Annotated in this window: 12 protein-coding genes and 1 tRNA gene; 9 read left to right on the forward strand and 4 right to left on the reverse strand. The window is 60.9% G+C overall.

The window, feature by feature from the left end:
* Nucleotides 1–18 precede the first annotated feature (18 nt).
* Together AC13RC_RS00875 and AC13RC_RS00880 are read left to right on the forward strand one after the other, a co-directional pair.
* On the forward strand, nucleotides 19–1971 hold the full coding sequence (locus AC13RC_RS00875; RefSeq protein WP_488556221.1) for an acetoacetate--CoA ligase: 1953 nt from the start codon (nucleotides 19–21) through the stop codon (nucleotides 1969–1971).
* A 354-nt stretch (nucleotides 1972–2325) separates the two neighbouring features.
* Nucleotides 2326–4242, forward strand: a complete 1917-nt coding sequence (locus tag AC13RC_RS00880; protein ID WP_113354067.1) for a DEAD/DEAH box helicase — start codon at nucleotides 2326–2328, stop codon at nucleotides 4240–4242.
* Nucleotides 4243–4330: 88 nt separating this feature from the next.
* Here the strand turns inward: AC13RC_RS00880 and AC13RC_RS00885 are convergent, their stop codons facing one another.
* Nucleotides 4331–5353, reverse strand: a complete 1023-nt coding sequence (locus tag AC13RC_RS00885; RefSeq protein WP_488556222.1) for a class I SAM-dependent methyltransferase — start codon at nucleotides 5351–5353, stop codon at nucleotides 4331–4333.
* 306 nt (nucleotides 5354–5659) lie between these two features.
* On the opposite strand from AC13RC_RS00885, the gene AC13RC_RS00890 reads away from it, so the two are divergent.
* From AC13RC_RS00890 to AC13RC_RS00900, 3 genes are all read left to right on the forward strand, one after another.
* Nucleotides 5660–6472: a chromate resistance protein ChrB domain-containing protein gene (locus AC13RC_RS00890; RefSeq protein ID WP_488556223.1), complete on the forward strand. Its 813-nt coding sequence runs from the start codon at nucleotides 5660–5662 to the stop codon at nucleotides 6470–6472.
* A 6-nt stretch (nucleotides 6473–6478) separates the two neighbouring features.
* Nucleotides 6479–7882, forward strand: a complete 1404-nt coding sequence (gene chrA / locus AC13RC_RS00895; protein ID WP_488556224.1) for a chromate efflux transporter — start codon at nucleotides 6479–6481, stop codon at nucleotides 7880–7882.
* 128 nt (nucleotides 7883–8010) lie between these two features.
* Nucleotides 8011–8412 carry a GFA family protein gene (locus AC13RC_RS00900; protein ID WP_488556225.1) on the forward strand — a complete coding sequence of 134 codons (402 nt, stop codon included), beginning with the start codon at nucleotides 8011–8013 and terminating at the stop codon, nucleotides 8410–8412.
* Between the two features lie 18 nt (nucleotides 8413–8430).
* Here the strand turns inward: AC13RC_RS00900 and AC13RC_RS00905 are convergent, their stop codons facing one another.
* The gene (locus AC13RC_RS00905; protein ID WP_488556226.1) at nucleotides 8431–12108 is read right to left on the reverse strand and encodes an ATP-binding protein; all 3678 of its coding nucleotides are present in this window, start codon (nucleotides 12106–12108) and stop codon (nucleotides 8431–8433) included.
* Nucleotides 12109–12330: 222 nt separating this feature from the next.
* Between AC13RC_RS00905 and AC13RC_RS00910 the strand changes: the two genes are divergently transcribed.
* Complete coding sequence (locus tag AC13RC_RS00910) at nucleotides 12331–12777, forward strand: phasin (RefSeq protein ID WP_113330101.1); 447 nt, start codon at nucleotides 12331–12333, stop codon at nucleotides 12775–12777.
* Nucleotides 12778–12997: 220 nt separating this feature from the next.
* Nucleotides 12998–13074: transfer RNA gene (locus AC13RC_RS00915), tRNA-His, on the forward strand.
* 51 nt (nucleotides 13075–13125) lie between these two features.
* Here the strand turns inward: AC13RC_RS00915 and AC13RC_RS00920 are convergent.
* The gene (locus AC13RC_RS00920; protein WP_167078186.1) at nucleotides 13126–13272 is read right to left on the reverse strand and encodes a hypothetical protein; all 147 of its coding nucleotides are present in this window, start codon (nucleotides 13270–13272) and stop codon (nucleotides 13126–13128) included.
* 191 nt (nucleotides 13273–13463) lie between these two features.
* Between AC13RC_RS00920 and AC13RC_RS00925 the strand changes: the two genes are divergently transcribed.
* Nucleotides 13464–13670 carry a hypothetical protein gene (locus AC13RC_RS00925; protein ID WP_145322533.1) on the forward strand — a complete coding sequence of 69 codons (207 nt, stop codon included), beginning with the start codon at nucleotides 13464–13466 and terminating at the stop codon, nucleotides 13668–13670.
* A gap of 38 nt (nucleotides 13671–13708) precedes the next feature.
* On the opposite strand, the gene AC13RC_RS00930 is transcribed toward AC13RC_RS00925, so the two are convergent.
* Nucleotides 13709–14590: a LysR family transcriptional regulator gene (locus tag AC13RC_RS00930; protein ID WP_069612336.1), complete on the reverse strand. Its 882-nt coding sequence runs from the start codon at nucleotides 14588–14590 to the stop codon at nucleotides 13709–13711.
* Nucleotides 14591–14716: 126 nt separating this feature from the next.
* Between AC13RC_RS00930 and AC13RC_RS00935 the strand changes: the two genes are divergently transcribed.
* Nucleotides 14717–16213, forward strand: a complete 1497-nt coding sequence (locus AC13RC_RS00935; protein ID WP_152093692.1) for a CoA-acylating methylmalonate-semialdehyde dehydrogenase — start codon at nucleotides 14717–14719, stop codon at nucleotides 16211–16213.
* The last annotated feature ends 107 nt before the right edge of the window (nucleotides 16214–16320 follow it).

The following is a 16320-nucleotide window of genomic DNA, read 5'->3' on the forward strand; positions in this document are numbered from 1 at the left end:
AAAAAGCGGGAGAGAAATATGCAGGATCAGCAGCCGCTCTGGACACCATCGGAAACATTTCGCCGCCAGAGTCCGATGTTCGCTTTCATGCAGGAATGCAACCGCCGTTTCGACCTCCCGCTGTCCGACTTTGCCAGCCTCCACGCCTGGTCCATCGCCGACCGTGAGAACTTCTGGTCGGCGGTCTGGGATTTCTGCGGTGTGAAGGGCAAGCGCGGTGAACGGGCGTTGATCCATGGCGATGTCATGCTGGATGCCCGCTTCTTTCCCGATGCCGAGCTGAATTTCGCGGAAAACCTGCTCTCGCGAAGCGGCGAGGGCGATGCGCTTGTGTTCTGGGGCGAGGACAAGGTGCGCGATCGCTGGTCGTGGGATCGGCTGGCCGCCATGGTCTCCCGCCTGCAGCAGGCCTATCGCGCCGAGGGTATCGGCAAGGGCGACCGCATCGCTGCAATGATGCCGAACATGCCTGAAACCATCGCCTGCATGCTGGCGGCCGCGTCGATCGGTGCGATCTGGTCCTCCTGTTCGCCGGATTTCGGCGAGCAGGGCGTCATGGATCGTTTCGGCCAGATCGAGCCGAAGCTCTTCATCGCGTGTAGCGGCTATTGGTACAGCGGCAAGCTGCAGGACGTCACAGCAAAGGTCAGCGCCATCGCCCAGCGCCTGAAAGCGCCTACCATCATCGTGCCCTATGCCGGCAATGCCGAAGCCGTCGTGGCAGCGACACCGGGCGCGAGGACCCTTGGTGATCTGGTCGCGCCCTTCGAGGCGAAGCCGGTCGAGTTTGTGCCCGTGTCCTTCTCCCACCCGCTGTTCATCCTGTTTTCTTCAGGCACCACAGGCGTTCCGAAATGCATCGTGCACTCCACCGGAGGCGCGCTGCTGCAGCTCCTCAAGGAGCATCGCCTCCATTGCGGCGTCGTGCCTGGTGAGAAGGTCTTCTATTTCACCACCTGCGGCTGGATGATGTGGAACTGGCTGGTGACGGGCCTTGCCGCCGGCGCGACGCTTTGCCTTTACGATGGTTCGCCCTTCGCCCCCGATGGCAACATTTTGTTCGACTATGCGCAAGAAGAGAAATTCGCGCTGTTCGGCACCTCGGCCAAATATATCGACGCCGTCCATAAGAGCGGCCTGACGCCGAAGACCTCGCATGATCTTTCGAGCCTGCGGCTGATGACCTCCACCGGCTCGCCGCTGTCGCCCGAGGGCTTCACCTTCGTCTATGAGGGCATCAAGGACGATATCCAGCTGGCCTCCATTTCCGGCGGCACGGATATCGTCTCCTGTTTCGTGCTCGGCAATCCGCTGCAAGCGGTCTGGCGCGGTGAGATCCAGGGGCCGGGCCTCGGACTTGCCGTCGATGTCTGGAACGACGAAGGCAAGCCGGTGCGCGGCGAGAAGGGCGAGCTTGTCTGCACCAAAGCCTTCCCCTCCATGCCGGTCATGTTCTGGAATGATCCGGAGCGCGCCAAATATCGGGCTGCCTATTTCGAGCGCTTCGACAATATCTGGTGCCACGGGGATTTCGCAGAGTGGACAGAGCATGGCGGCCTCATCATTCACGGCCGCTCCGACGCCACGCTCAATCCCGGCGGCGTGCGCATCGGCACGGCCGAGATCTACAACCAGGTCGAGCAGATTCCCGAGGTTCTGGAGGCGCTCTGTATCGGTCAGGATTGGGACGATGATGTCCGCGTCGTGCTCTTCGTTCGCCTTGCCGCCGGCGTCTCCCTGACCGAAGATCTCGTCAAGGCGATGAAGACCCGCATCCGCACCGGCGCCTCGCCGCGCCATGTACCGGCCAAGATCATCGCCGTTGCCGATATCCCCCGCACGAAATCCGGCAAGATCGTCGAGCTTGCGGTGCGCGAGGTGGTGCATGGCCGTCCGGTCAAGAACAAGGAAGCGCTCGCCAATCCGGAAGCGCTGGATCTCTTTGCCGGGCTGGAAGAACTCAAAAGTTAAGGTCAGCCTTAAAATTGAGGGGCAAACGATGACCATCGTTTGCTAACCTCGCGTTAAGAAAGCTTGGTCAAAAGTAAAGGCTAACTTGAGGCCGTTCGCATGAGCTGGAGCGGATTGGAGCCACTCTCGGCTCCCGAGACATGAAGTTCCCCGACTCGAGCTTGCTTTCGACAGCATAAACTTCAAAGGCAGCGCGGTTCGCTGCCTTTTTTTCGTTTCCTCGTCGCGAATCCGTGTCTGCTCTGTACATTGCCGCATTGAGCAAGTATGTGCACGCCTGAAGAAGAGGTTCGCGACGTGCGAACCACGATGATCGCCGCCTGATGGTGTGCGAAGAATTCCGAAAGACAGATGATGACTGAATTCGAAGGCATCGCTCCTGCGATTGCCCAGGCTTTGGCGAAGCGCGGGTATGAAACGCTGACGCCGGTGCAAAAGGCCATGCTCGATCCCGGCCTCGCCGGCAAGGATGCGCTTGTCTCGGCCCAGACCGGCTCGGGCAAGACGGTTGCCTTCGGCTTGGCGCTGGCGCCCGGCCTCCTTGACGGCGCGGAACGGTTTGGCCGCGCAGGTGCTCCGCTGGCGCTGGCGATTGCACCGACCCGCGAACTGGCGCTGCAGGTGCAGCGCGAGCTGGAATGGCTCTATGGGCTGACGGGTGCGACCATTGCGTCCTGCGTCGGCGGCATGGACATGCGCACGGAGCGACGCACGCTCGAGCGCGGCGCTCATATCGTCGTCGGCACACCCGGCCGTCTCTGCGATCACATCCGCCGCAACTCGCTCGATATCTCCGAACTCAAGGCCGTTGTGCTCGACGAGGCGGACGAGATGCTTGATCTCGGTTTCCGCGAGGATCTGGAATTTATCCTGGAAGCAGCACCCTCCGAGCGCCGCACCCTGATGTTTTCCGCCACGGTGCCGCGCTCGATCGCCAAGCTTGCCGAAAACTACCAGCGCGACGCTGTCCGCATCGCCACCGCTTCCGAAGCCAAGCAGCATGTCGATATCGATTATCGCGCGCTGACCGTGGTTCCGAGCGACAGGGAAAACGCCATCATCAACGTGCTGCGCTACTATGAGGCGCGCAATGCCATCGTCTTCTGCTCGACGCGCGCCGCCGTCAATCATCTGACGGCCCGCTTCAACAATCGCGGCTTTTCGGTTGTCGCTCTCTCGGGCGAGCTCAGCCAGAACGAGCGCACGCACGCGCTCCAGGCCATGCGCGACGGCCGCGCCCGCGTCTGTATCGCAACCGACGTCGCGGCCCGCGGCATCGATCTGCCGGGCCTGGAACTGGTCATCCATGCCGATCTGCCGACCAATCCGGAAACGCTGCTGCATCGCAGCGGCCGCACTGGCCGCGCCGGCAACAAGGGCGTCAGCGCCATGATCGTGCCGCTGAGCGCCCGTCGCCGCACGGAGCGCCTGCTGGAAGCCGCCCGTATCCGCGCCACCTGGGCAAAGCCGCCGTCAGCCGACGAGGTGAGCCAGCGGGATGATGAGCGTCTTCTCGCCGATCCGGTCTTTACAGCGCCGCTTGCCGAAGACGAGCAGTCGATCGTTCAACAGCTGCTGGAGCGCCATGGCGCCGAGCAGGTGGCAGCTGCATTCCTGCGGCAATACCGCGCCGGCCATTCTGCGCCCGAGGAGCTGCAGGACGTGCCGGCCGAAGGCGAGCGCAGAAAGCCACGTCGGGATGACTTTCCGGTCACGCCACGCGATGAGGGCTCGTCTGCGGGACGCAACGACTTCACCGATGGCCTCTGGGTATCGCTCTCTGTCGGACGCAAGCAGAATGCCGAACCGCGCTGGCTGATCCCCATGCTTTGCCGCAATGGCAATCTGACCAAGCGCGACATCGGCGCCATCAAGATGCAGCCCGAGGAGACCTTCGTCGAGCTCTCGCAGGAGAGTTTCGAGCGCTTCCTCGCGGCCATCGGCCCCGACAAGACCCTCGAGCGCGGCATCCGTGTCAAGCCGCTTGCCGGCACGCCGGATTTCCAGGCCAAGCGGGAAGGCGGCTTCGCAAAGAAGAAGCCCTTCGCTGACAAGGGACCGCGTTCGAATGACGGCCCGAAGCCGAAATGGAAGTCCGACCGCAAGCCGGAGCGGGCGCATGCAGGCGAGGGCGGCGTTTCCGAGCGTTCCGACAAGAAGCCCTGGGCGAAAAAGCCCGGCAAACCGGGCTTCGCCAAGAACGACGGCCCGCCAGCAGGCAAGCCGAATTCGAGGGCCAAGCGCAAGGCCGCGCGGGCGCAGGAGAATTAACTTCTATCAGCGAGTTCAAGGGGGCGGCGGCCCCCTCGGCGCTATCTCCGCATCTGCCGGCAAGAGGAGACCGGTACTCCCGGCATCGCTACTCGAAGAAGATCAAGCTTGCCGGCGACGGTGGTAGTGGCTTTATCCTCACATTATGAAAACCGGCACGCCTAGCCATCTCAGCCAGGTCCTTCTGCGGGTAGGCCTCGCCTTTTGGCGTACTGGCCAGCATCTCCCATGAGAAAGCGGCGGGGAAGGGCGGGGATACGAGATCGTCGTTCGGCACGAATTCCACCGCAACCACCTTACCCTCGGTGCTCAGGCTGCCTCGGCTCTTCCGCAGCAATCCTGCGCAGGTTTCCAGGTCGAAGTGATGCAGGAAGTTCGGCATCAGGATAAGATCATAATCCGTGCCCCAGTCGACTTCGAATGCACTGCCCGGAATGACCTTGTAGCGCTCGGCGACGCCAAATTGCTGCGCATTATGCTTGGCCAATTCCAGAACGGAGCCCCAATCGACTGCAACGATCTCGGCCGAAGGAAAAGCCTTCGCCATCTCGATCCCGAAAAGTCCGTGCCCTGCGGCAATATCAAGTATTTTCCTTGGCTGCATGGGCAAATTGGACATTTCGGCAGCGAGGCTGATAGCGCTGCCGCCTGTGAACGAGCCCATGCCGCGAGCAAATTTCACCCAAACCGGATTGTCCGGAGACATATTTGCCAATCCAATGGATCCGCCGTTGCGGACATAGGAAGCCGGATTGTCTAGGATCTGCTTGAGGATTTCCGGTGCGGCCAGGAATTCGATGGCCGCGCCCATATAGGCTGGCGAATGCCGGTCGAGGAAGACTCGGCTGGATGGTGTCAGAGCGTATTGATTGCCTGTTTTCGTGAGAAAGCCGTTCACAACAAGATAGTCGCACAGAATGCGCACGCCTCTTTCGGCTGCATTTGCTGCGGCCGCCAAGGACGCCGCATTGCTGCCGTCACCGATCAGAGTAAAAAGATCGAGTTCTATGGCGGCCACGATGGCGGCCGTCTTTCGGCACGCAAACATCGCATCGACCACTAGATTAGGTGAAACTTCGCCTACGTCTGCTTCTACTGCCGTCGTTGACATTGGATCCCCCCTTATGTGCCCAATGACCGACCGGAATAGTCGGTCGCAACGACAAATTATCTCACAAAAGGCGACGGACTTTAAGTTTGTCGTCGATAATACTTCAGAGGTACATCAGATATTCTTGATCGGCGGTGCGGTCTTTCATCGTTGCCGCAGAATTTCGCGACACCGGTGCGGCACGCGGTTATTCGGCTTGACATTTGGAACGCGTCAGGCAGAAAATTAATTATGGGGTTGCGATCACCCCACGAGGCTACGGCTGAAGAATCGCGTCCTTAAAACCGAGCCAACGGAGGACGCGCGATGCCGTCATTTCTGGAAATCACACCCGACAAGCTCAATCGTATTATCGGCACGCCCGGTTTGCCGACGATTATCGATGTCCGCAATGATGAGGATTTCGCTGCTGATCCCCGTCTTGTTCCCGGCTCCATCCGCCGCGACTATCGAAGGGTAGCGGACTGGGCGAACGAACTGGCGGGACCTGCCATCATACTCTGCCAGAAAGGACAGAAACTCGCTCACGGAGTTGCTGCCCATCTGCGTGTCGTCGGAAAGGAGGCGGAGGTCCTTGAAGGTGGGTTCGAAGCGTGGCGCAGCGCGAAGTACATGTTGGTCGCCGAGGAAAAGCTGCCTCCCCGCGATGCCAAGGGGCGAACCGTATGGGTAACGAGGGCACGGCCGAAGATCGATCGCATCGCCTGCCCATGGCTGATCCGGCGCTTTATCGATCCGTCAGCGATCTTCCTGTTCGTTCCGGCAACCGAAGTTGCGCCTGTTGCCGATCGCTTCAAGGCAACACCATTCGATATCGAAGATGTCTTCTGGAGCCATCGTGGCGAGTTATGCACTTTCGATGTCATGATCGAGGAATTCGGTCTTGGCACTGAACCTCTCCTTCATCTTGCGACCATCGTTCGGGGAGCCGATACCGCCCGGCCCGAGCTCGCGCCTGAAGTGCCGGGGTTGCTTGCGGCCTCGCTTGGGCTTTCGCGAATGTTCAACGACGACCTGCAGCAGCTGGAGGCCGGCATGACGCTCTATGATGCCTTCTATCGTTGGTGCCGTGACGCGACAGAAGAGACGCACAACTGGCCAAATCCAAGGAAGATATAATCGACTATGACCGATCTCGTAAAAAATGTAGCCGAGCGATCAAGCGCGGCTGATCGGGACATCGTCCCTCTCCATGAGGCCGTCAAGGTCTGGACCCGCGTTGCCGCCTTGAGCTTCGGCGGGCCGGCGGGGCAGATCGCCGTCATGCACCGCATCGTCGTCGATGAGAAGAAATGGGTGGGGGAGCACAGGTTCCTTCATGCCCTGAACTACTGCATGTTGCTGCCAGGCCCCGAAGCGCATCAGCTTGCCATCTATATCGGCTGGTTACTGAACAGGACGCTGGGCGGCATGATCGCCGGCATTCTATTCGTCCTGCCGGGCTTCATTGCAATCCTTGCGCTCAGTTATGTCTACGTCCTCTTCGGGAACCTGACCTTTATCGAAGGGATGTTCTTCGGGCTCAAATGCGCCGTGCTGGCGGTGGTCCTCCAGGCGGTCTTTCGCATCGGGAGCCGAGCCCTCAAGAGCAGGGCTATGGTCGCTTTAGCCGCCGCTGCCTTCGTGGCGATCTTCTTCCTGCATGTTCCGTTTCCCATCATTATCGTTGGAGCCGGACTTATCGGCTATCTGGCCTCCCGGGCAGGGATTGCGGCCTTCAGGATGGGCGGCGGACACAAGTCGGGCTCCGGGGCAATTCTGGAGGACAAGGACTCCGTTCTTGGCGAGGAGATCCCTTTGCACGCGCGACCGAACCTCGCCTGGTCGTTGAGGACGTCAGGTGCGCTGGCGGCCGCGTGGCTCATTCCAGTCGCGGCCCTGCTGGTTACGCTCGGCCCCGATAACGTCTTTTCCAAAATCGGCATATTCTTCAGCGAGATGGCAGTCGTCACCTTTGGCGGCGCCTATGCCGTGCTGGCCTATGTCGCGCAGGAGGCCGTGCAGCAATTGGGCTGGCTGCGGCCGGGTGAGATGCTGGATGGTTTAGGGATGGCAGAAACGACGCCTGGACCACTGATCATGGTCACCCAGTTCGTTGGTTTTCTGGCGGGCTATCGCAATCCCGGCACCCTCAGCCCACTTGCTGCAGCAACCTTTGCCGCGGTGCTGACAACATGGGTCACCTTCCTGTCGAGCTTCCTTTGGATTTTCGCAGGCGCGCCATTCATCGAGAAGATGCGCGGGAATGTCGCGCTGACCGGCGCCATGTCGGCAATAACGGCAGCGGTCGTAGGCGTCATCCTGAACCTTGCTATTTGGTTCGGGCTCCATGTGCTGTTTCGTGAGACCACGAGTTTCACCTATGGCTCCTGGGCGATGGATGTGCCCGTCCTGACGTCGCTTTCATTACCCTCACTGGTGCTGACCCTGTTGGCAGCGATGGCCATTTTTCGCCTGAAGATGTCAGTAATATCGACCTTGTTGGCATCTGCCGCTTTGGGCGTTGGCTGGACTGTCTTCGTTTCCTGACGGCGGAGGCATTCGCCGCATCGGTGGCCTGGAATGGAGATTCGTGTCCTCCCGCGCATTTGCAGGGATCTCATGACTAAGGCAGAATGCCGCTCCTTCGACCAGGCAGCGAATGGAGTGGTGCCCCCATGCTGATCGGCTCCTGTCATTGCGGCAAGACGGGTTGGACGCTTGAAGGCGATCCGGGTTCGATCACCGCCTGCAACTGCACGCTCTGCCGGCGTTACGGCACGCTGTGGGCCTATGACTACGAAGGGGAGCGGGTCTCCGTCACGGGCCAGACTGCCTCCTATACCCGCGTCGGCAAGAACAAGCCTTCTCTCGAAATACTGTTCTGCCCGTGCTGCGCCTGCGTCGTGAGCTGGCGGGGCTTAAGGCTGCAAAAGGATGGTCGCCGACGCATGGCGGTCAATGTTCGGCTGGCGCCGCCGGATCTCGTTGCCGGCCTGCCGATCGATCATTTCGATGGACTGGAAACGTTTGAAGACTTGCCTTCCGACGGGCGATGCGTGCGCGATCTCTGGTTTTGACGGCGAGCCGAGATTATCTCAGTTCGCCAGCACCCGCGGCGAGGGGAAGGTGATCTCGACCAGCGTGCCCTCGTTCGGGGCGGAATTGATCGAGAAGGTCGCACGGTTGGCATCGACCATCGCCTTGGTCAGTGGCAGGCCGAGGCCGGTGCCGTCGCCGCGCTTGCGGGAGTTGGTAGACACCTGCCGGAAGGGTTTCATCGCCTGTTCCAGCTCCGAGCGCGTCATGCCGACGCCGGTGTCCCGGATGCGCATCACGACGCTGCCATTGCCCTCATACGCCGTCGACACGACGATCTGCCCGCCCGATGGCGTGAAGCGGATGGCATTGGAGAGGATGTTGAGCGCGATCTGCTTGATCGAGCGAAGATCGGCGACGACATTCGGCACGGCTTGCGACAGAGCGGTGCGGATGATGACGCGTTGGCTATTGGCCTGCGGCTGCACCAGCGACACGGCTTCGGTGATCGCCTCGTTGAGGCCGACCGAGGCGAAATCCAGGTCCATCTCGCCGGCTTCAATCTTCGAGATGTCGAGAAGGTCGTTGACGATGTCGAGCACATGGCGGCCGGAGCGGCCGATATCGGTGGCATATTCGACATAGCGCGAATGGCCGATCGGCCCGAAGCGCTCGCCGGCCATCATGTCGGAAAAGCCGATGATGGCATTGAGCGGCGTGCGGATTTCATGGCTGACGCGAGCCAGAAAGTCTGTCTTGTGCGCGTTGGCGGTTTCGGCGGCACGCTTGGCGTTGCGCAGCTCTTCTTCGGTGCGCTTCCATTGCGTGATGTCGCGGATGACGGCGCAGTAACCGTTCGAGGAATTCAGCCGACCCATGGTCATGAACAGCGGCACGAAGCCGCCTGAGGCCTCGCGACCGATCACTTCGCGGCCGTCGTTCAGCACGCTGGCGACACCATGGCCCGAAAGGCCGCCAAGGTAGTCGAGCACTGCCTTCTGGCTCTCATGCGCAAATAGCATGACGAAGGGTTTGCCGCGGGTCTCCTGGTCGTCATAGTTGAAGAGGGCGCTCGCCGAGCGGTTCATCGAGCGGATCTCGCCGTCCTGGCCTATGATGATCACGCCATCCGTCGCCGTTTCCAGCGTCGAGCGCAGTTCCTCGATCTCGACCTGCAGCTTCGCGACCTTTTCGAGGATGCGCTCCGGGCGGGCCTCTTCAGGAATTGGCTGCGCCACCGGTGCTGGCGGCTCGCTTCTTTCCACCGGCATCAACGCCAGCATCAAGGCTGTGCCGTCTTCCCAACGGATCGACTGCAGCCGAGCCGTCACCGGCACCAGTGCATCGTCGGCGCGCACGACCATCATCGTGCCGGGCTGCTCGGTCTTGCCTTCGAGATCGTTGCGTTGCAGCAGCGCATCAAGTCCGCCGACCTGCTCGAGCTCATCAAGGCTGTCATAGCCGGTCAGCCGCAGGAATTCCGGATTGCCGTGGATCAGGCGATCCCCGGCGTGGATGAGGATCGCGAGCGGCAGCTGGTCGATGATGTCCGGCGACAGGCCGGTGCGCATCTTCACACGCGGCGGAATCGCGTTGTTCAGAACATCCAGCGGGTCGAAATCCTCCTCCGGCTCGGCCGATGCCGGCGATGCCTCGGCTGCGGCTCCGTCAGCCGTTTTCGCGCTCTTATCATCCGCAGCCTCGACGAATGTCACGACTGGCGTCGCGACGTTCTCTTCCGCAATTGCCGCTGCTGGCGGCTGGTCATCGGCATGGCCGTGTCCGTTCGTGGTTTCCGATGCCTCGGAGAGGATTTCGTCGGCCGCATTCGGTTGTGGAGGAGTGTCTGTACCCTCCTCATGCTCATGCTGCCCGTCGTGAGGCTGCTCCGCCGGCGGTTCTGTGCGCTTGCCGAAAGGTTCGAGCTGTCGTGCGATTTCGCGGAAGGCTGCCTGTTCGCTCAGCGAAAGAGCAGTCTGCGTCAATGTCCGACGCTCGTGCAGACGAACGACCTTGTCCGACTCGCGACGGTTCGGCGTCTCGGAAATCCGCAGTGCCGGCGGTTCGTAATGCGAGATCGGGGCGGATTCTGCGCTATCCTGAGCCGGATTTTCAATCTCTTCCGTCGCTGGGGATGGTTCAGCTTCGGTAGCGGGTGATTGCTCGTTGGATGCAGTTTCCACTTCGGGGGGCAATTCGGCGATGGGCGCGGCGTCTCCAACTGCATGGGTGCCGAGGGTCATGCCGCGCTTCATCGGATCTTCGATGGCATCCGCCAGGCGGACGACGCCGAAGCCCCGGAAGCCATCGAATTCGCGGCTGCGGGTATAGGTCGGCAAAGCGGCGAGATCGACCGGCACGGTCAGGCTCGTGCCCTCCACCGGCCAGTAGATCGTGCGGCCGGACCATGTGTCGCGCCGCGCCAATAGTTCCGCGATCTTGCCGTCCGGATCGAGATTGAAGCGGCGGGCGACATCGGCAAAGGCCGAGCCGGCAATCTGGGCGGCATGCGGTCCCACGGCATCGGCAAATTCGCGGGAAACCTCGCTGAAATGGCCGGCGGCATCGATCTTCCAGACGAAACGGGTGGCGCGCCCGTTGTGCTTGAAGCTGAAACCTTCCGCAGGGGTGTTTTCAATATCGGTGCGGGTTTCCGGATTGGTGTGAGTTTCCGGCGGAGGCGGTTCCGCTGCCGTCTTTGTCTCTGAGGCGGCCTTATCTTCGCTATCCGGCACGGTTTCCGGCTGATGCTCATTGGCGTGAACTTCGGTCTCGGCAACTGCGCCGGGCGTGCCATCTGCATCGGCGGTCGCGTCCGTTCCGGTCTCACCGGAGCTTCCGGTGGCCGGGGTCGCCTCCGCTTGTTCGTCCTCGCGATATTCCGGCGTTTCGTCCAGCTCTTCGATGCCGGCTACCGCATCGATAACATCGCCGAAAGGTGCGGCCGGAGCAGCTTTCGGCTCCTCGTCCGGCGCCGCTGCCTCCAGCTCCTTACGGACTTCCTCCGCCTGCGGCTCGATGGCGGGAAGGCTGGTCTCCTCGGCAAGGCTTCCCGTCGGGTCGAGATGGCCAAGCACTGTTTCGACAACGAAGAGCAGGTGTAGGGCCGGAATTTCGGAGAGCTTGCCGATGGCCGCAGGCAGATAGCCACGTCCGGTCGGGATCGGTCGCTTGATCAGCCGGTCCGGCTGGGCTCCGGCCATGGTCGTCAGCATCCGTGCGGTCTGCGGCGTTACGCCGAGTGTCCTGAAGCCGGCAGAGGCGGTAACGATTTCGCCGTCGCGGCCGATGACGGCCATATGGGTATCAGGATCGTCGAACCCGTCGATCATGCGCTTGGCGCATTCGGCCGAGGAAAGCGGCTTCGAAGAGACCGGAGAGGAAAACAGCACAGCCTCTTCGCCGGCCTGAATGCGGACCAGCTCGACGGCGGCATTGACGACGGCCCGCTGGAAGCCGGAGGCCATGCGGATCAGGAATGTGCGCTGATCGCCGATAGCGCCAAGGCCGCGCGCCGTCGCCTCGATCTGGCGGAACGAGACGTCGCCTGCCTTCGGTCCCTGTTCGACGAAATCGTAAATCACATCATAGCCGAAGAGGTTGGCGCCGGCGCCATTGGCCCAGAGCACGCGATCCATGCCGGTCGAGAACATGACCATGGCTTCACCGCGCGCGAACCGTTCCCGAACGCGCGGATGCACGGCAATGTCAATGAACGGATATTGAATTGCGGGCATTTTCCAACCTGTTTTGCGGGCGTGATCGCCTCTCGTGATTTAACGGTTTATTAATAACGGCGGCCCGCTTTCCGGTCCAGCGAACGGCCCATTTTTCGGCCGGAAAGGTTAACGTCTTGTGCGCCGCACAAATATGTTGCAGTGCACAATATTTTATATTATATACCCCTCACACAAGTTCACGACGGGCGCCTCAGGGAGGGCCCTTTTAGGAGCGTAATCATGGCTACTGTAAAGAAAGACGACGTTTTTTCAACGGCTGCATTCGATCCGTCCAAGTTCTCCGAATCCTTCCGCGACTTCGCGGAAAAGGGTGCTGCCCAGTCCAAGGAAGCCTTTGCCAAGCTGAAGGTTGCCACCGAGGAAGCCGGCAAGACTGTTGAGGCAACCGTGCAGACCGCACAGGCCGGCTCGGTCGAAATCGGCCTCAAGGCCATCGACGTTCTGCGCACCAATGCCGAAAGCTCGCTGGCTCACATGGAAGCCCTGCTTCGCGTCAAGTCCGTTGCAGAACTCTTCGAACTTCAGACCGCCTTCATCCGCAAGCAGGCCGAAGTCACCGTCGAGCAGGCCAAGTCCATTCAGGACACCACCAAGAAGGTTGCCGAAAAGCTGGCAAAGCCCGCCAAGGACGCCGCTGAAAAGGCAATGGCCTCCTTCAAGGCCTGATCATTTCCAATAAGCCTCCCAAGGCATGAATGTCCCGTTCGCAGGTGAAAACCCTGGGGCGGGACTTTTCATTTGCAGCTCAAGCCGGCTTGACCGATATCCGGCCCAGCATCATCATTTGGATATCTGCAAAGCTTTTTTATATTGCGGGGAGATAGGACTTGAAATAATTTCAAAGTCCTCGTATGTGACCCCCGTTGACGCGGCAACGCGATCATGTGCGGTTGTAGCTCAGTTGGTTAGAGCGCAGGTTTGTGGCACCTGAGGTCAGTGGTTCGACCCCACTCAACCGTACCATTCTCTCCCGATCCATCCTTTACAAGATGCCGACGCCTTTGGCCTCGTGGATTATTTCTTGTCTTCAGGCTTCTTGGACACGTGACCTGGCGATATCGGATCGCTTGCCGGAAAAGTCTCTTCCAGCGCTTCCTCCAGATAATCGTCCTGTTCCTTGTGCTTTTTCTCGTCCAGTTTCTGCTGCTTCTTGTCGCTCATCGTCCTGGCTCCCTGATCTCTGTCTGAAATACTAGGCTTCGTCCGGCCTTTGTCCAGCTGCGAGGGACGAACGGGGAGGAGTGGCGGACCGCGCCCACGCCACAAATGCGGGCCGCATGCCGAAATATCTTGGAACCGTCCGCATTGCTGGTCGTTGTGTCCATATCGGCAACGAGACGAAAGGAGCGGACATGTCTGTACCGAACGAGCCGATCCCCGAGACGCCTCCGATGCCCGAACCCGGCTGGACACCGAAGCCGCCTGTCGAGGAGCCGGATCCGGACAGGCTGCCGGATGAAGTTCCCGTTCCCAATCCGGATGAGAATGAGGAGCCGCCGAAGCATGCGGAAACTCAGCCGCCGCATGCGCCGTCATGGTGGTGTAGCTTGATGCCGTGACCTCTGTCTGCGAGCAGGAAGCGCGTCTATCGGCATCATTACAGGAAGATCCGCCGCTCCTCGCTGACAAGCTCCTGCAGGAAGTCCGCGACGGTGCGCACACGCACCAGGTCGCGGGCACTTTCATGATAGGTCGTCCAATAGGCACGCTTAATGGAGAGATCGGGCAGGATGCGCGTCAGCTCCGGAAACTGCCTGGCGATGTAATCATGCAGGATGCCGATGCCGGCGCCGGAGCGCACCGCTTCCGTTTGGCCAATCGCTGTGGATATCTCGAAGGAGGCGTCCCAACTGCGCATGATCTCGCCGGAAAAATTGAGCGAAGCCGTAAAGATCAGGTCTTCGACATAGCCCACGCGCGGATGCAGCTTTAGTGCTTCCACGCTGTCGGGCAATCCGGCCTGCTCCAGATAGGCTTTGGAGGCATAGAGCCCGAGCGTGTAATCCGTCAGCTTCGATGAGACCAGGCGACCTTGCTCGGGACGTTCGAGCGTGATGGCGATATCGGCCTCGCGCTGCGACAGCGAGAAAGAGCGGGGAACAGGCACAAGCTGGATACGCAGCTCCGGATAACGGGCGATCAGCCGCCCGAGCCGCGGCGCGAGAAAGGAAACGCCGAAGCCATCAGGCGCGCCGATGCGCACCGTCCCGGTGATCGCGCTGTCGAGGTGGCCGACGCTCGCCTGCGCGCGCAGCATCTCCGTTTCCATGCGCTCCGCCGCATGCAGGAAGATCTCGCCTTCGGCGGTCAGATCGCAGCCATTGGTGCGGCGCACGAGCAACCGTGTCTTCAAGCGCTCTTCCAGCGTCGTCACGCGACGGGAGAGGGTGGCGTGGTTGACGCCCAGCCGTTTCGAAGCGGCCAGGATCTGGCCCGTGCGTGCCACGGCCAGAAACATGCGGACATCATCCCAATCCATTTACATACCCTCTCTTGCACAAGAAGGACTTCAATTTTTGCACAACGGTTGCTTATAGCAGCTCATTGATTTGTGCAAATTGAAGTGCCATCCTGTCAGCATCCAAGAAAACGAGGAGGCACATCCATGCGTGAGATCGGTCATTTCATCGGCGGCAAGCACGTCGCCGGTACGAGCGGACGTACGAGCAACGTCTACAATCCGGCAACCGGCGAAGTGCAGGCAACCGTCGCGCTCGCCAGCGTCGAGGAACTGCGCGCAGCCGTCGAAAATGCCAAGGCCGCTCAGCCGAAATGGGCCGCCACCAACCCGCAGCGTCGCGCCCGCGTCTTCTTCAAATTCGTCGAGCTTCTGAACCAGAACATGGACGAGCTGGCGACGCTTCTTTCCAAGGAGCACGGCAAGACGGTCGAGGATTCCAAGGGCGATATCGTCCGCGGCCTCGAAGTCTGCGAATTCGTCTGCGGCATTCCGCATCTGCAGAAGGGTGAGTTTACCGAAGGCGCCGGCCCGGCGATCGACATGTATTCCATCCGCCAGCCTGTCGGCGTTGGCGCCGGCATCACGCCGTTCAACTTCCCGGCCATGATCCCGATGTGGATGTTCGCCCCGGCAATCGCCTGCGGCAATGCCTTCATCCTGAAGCCGTCCGAGCGCGATCCCTCCGTGCCGCTTCGGTTGGCCGAGTTGATGATCGAAGCCGGCCTGCCTGCCGGCATCCTTAACGTCGTCAATGGCGACAAGGCCGCCGTCGACGCCATCCTGACCGATCCGGATATCGCTGCCGTTTCCTTCGTCGGCTCCACGCCGATCGCCCGCTACGTCTATGGCACGGCCGCGATGAACGGCAAGCGCGCCCAGTGCTTCGGCGGCGCCAAGAACCACATGATCATCATGCCCGACGCGGATATGGACCAGGCCGTCAACGCCCTGATGGGCGCCGGCTACGGCTCTGCCGGCGAACGCTGCATGGCGGTCTCTGTCGCAGTTCCGGTCGGCGAAGAGACCGCTAACCGTCTCGTCGAGAAGCTGGTGCCGAAGATTGAATCCCTGCGCATCGGCCCCTATACCGATGACAAGGCCGACATGGGCCCGCTCGTCACCAAGGATGCCTATAACCGCGTCAATGGCCTGATTGACCGCGGCGTCGAGGAAGGTGCCAAGCTGGTCGTCGACGGTCGCGGCTTCAAGCTGCAGGGCTATGAGGACGGCTATTTTGTCGGCGGCACGCTGTTCGACCACGTCAAGCCGGACATGGATATCTACAAGACCGAGATCTTCGGACCGGTTCTCTCGGTCGTTCGCGCCAAGAACTACGAAGAAGCGCTCGATCTGCCGATGAAGCACGAATACGGCAACGGCGTTGCGATCTATACCCGCGACGGCGATGCGGCCCGCGATTTCGCCTCGCGCATCAATATCGGCATGATCGGCGTCAACGTTCCGATCCCGGTTCCGCTCGCTTACCACTCCTTCGGTGGCTGGAAGGCATCGAGCTTCGGCGATCTCAACCAGCACGGCACGGATTCGATTAAGTTCTGGACGCGCACCAAGACGATCACTGCCCGCTGGCCGTCGGGTATCAAGGACGGTGCGGAATTCGTGATGCCGACGATGAAGTAAGCATCGCAATCACCGGCTCGTATCAGCCGTCGTCCGGTATTTTCGGGCGGCGGCTTTTTTATTGCGTTTGTTTTCGATGGAGTCATCTTGTCAGGGCCGCTGTTTTC

The sequence above is a fragment of the Martinezella sp. CNPSo 3890 genome, assembly GCF_057784455.1.

Bases quoted from the DNA above. Each gene is read 5' to 3' on its own strand.
- AC13RC_RS00880 (WP_113354067.1), top strand. From the start codon at position 2,326: ATGACTGAATTCGAAGGCATCGCTCCTGCGATTGCCCAGGCTTTGGCG.
- AC13RC_RS00910 (WP_113330101.1), top strand. From the start codon at position 12,331: ATGGCTACTGTAAAGAAAGACGACGTTTTTTCAACGGCTGCATTCGAT.
- AC13RC_RS00890 (WP_488556223.1), top strand. From the start codon at position 5,660: ATGCCGTCATTTCTGGAAATCACACCCGACAAGCTCAATCGTATTATC.
- AC13RC_RS00900 (WP_488556225.1), top strand. From the start codon at position 8,011: ATGCTGATCGGCTCCTGTCATTGCGGCAAGACGGGTTGGACGCTTGAA.
- chrA (WP_488556224.1), top strand. From the start codon at position 6,479: ATGACCGATCTCGTAAAAAATGTAGCCGAGCGATCAAGCGCGGCTGAT.
- AC13RC_RS00905 (WP_488556226.1), bottom strand. From the start codon at position 12,108: ATGCCCGCAATTCAATATCCGTTCATTGACATTGCCGTGCATCCGCGC.
- AC13RC_RS00885 (WP_488556222.1), bottom strand. From the start codon at position 5,353: ATGTCAACGACGGCAGTAGAAGCAGACGTAGGCGAAGTTTCACCTAAT.
- AC13RC_RS00930 (WP_069612336.1), bottom strand. From the start codon at position 14,590: ATGGATTGGGATGATGTCCGCATGTTTCTGGCCGTGGCACGCACGGGC.
- AC13RC_RS00925 (WP_145322533.1), top strand. From the start codon at position 13,464: ATGTCTGTACCGAACGAGCCGATCCCCGAGACGCCTCCGATGCCCGAA.
- AC13RC_RS00875 (WP_488556221.1), top strand. From the start codon at position 19: ATGCAGGATCAGCAGCCGCTCTGGACACCATCGGAAACATTTCGCCGC.
- AC13RC_RS00920 (WP_167078186.1), bottom strand. From the start codon at position 13,272: ATGAGCGACAAGAAGCAGCAGAAACTGGACGAGAAAAAGCACAAGGAA.
- AC13RC_RS00935 (WP_152093692.1), top strand. From the start codon at position 14,717: ATGCGTGAGATCGGTCATTTCATCGGCGGCAAGCACGTCGCCGGTACG.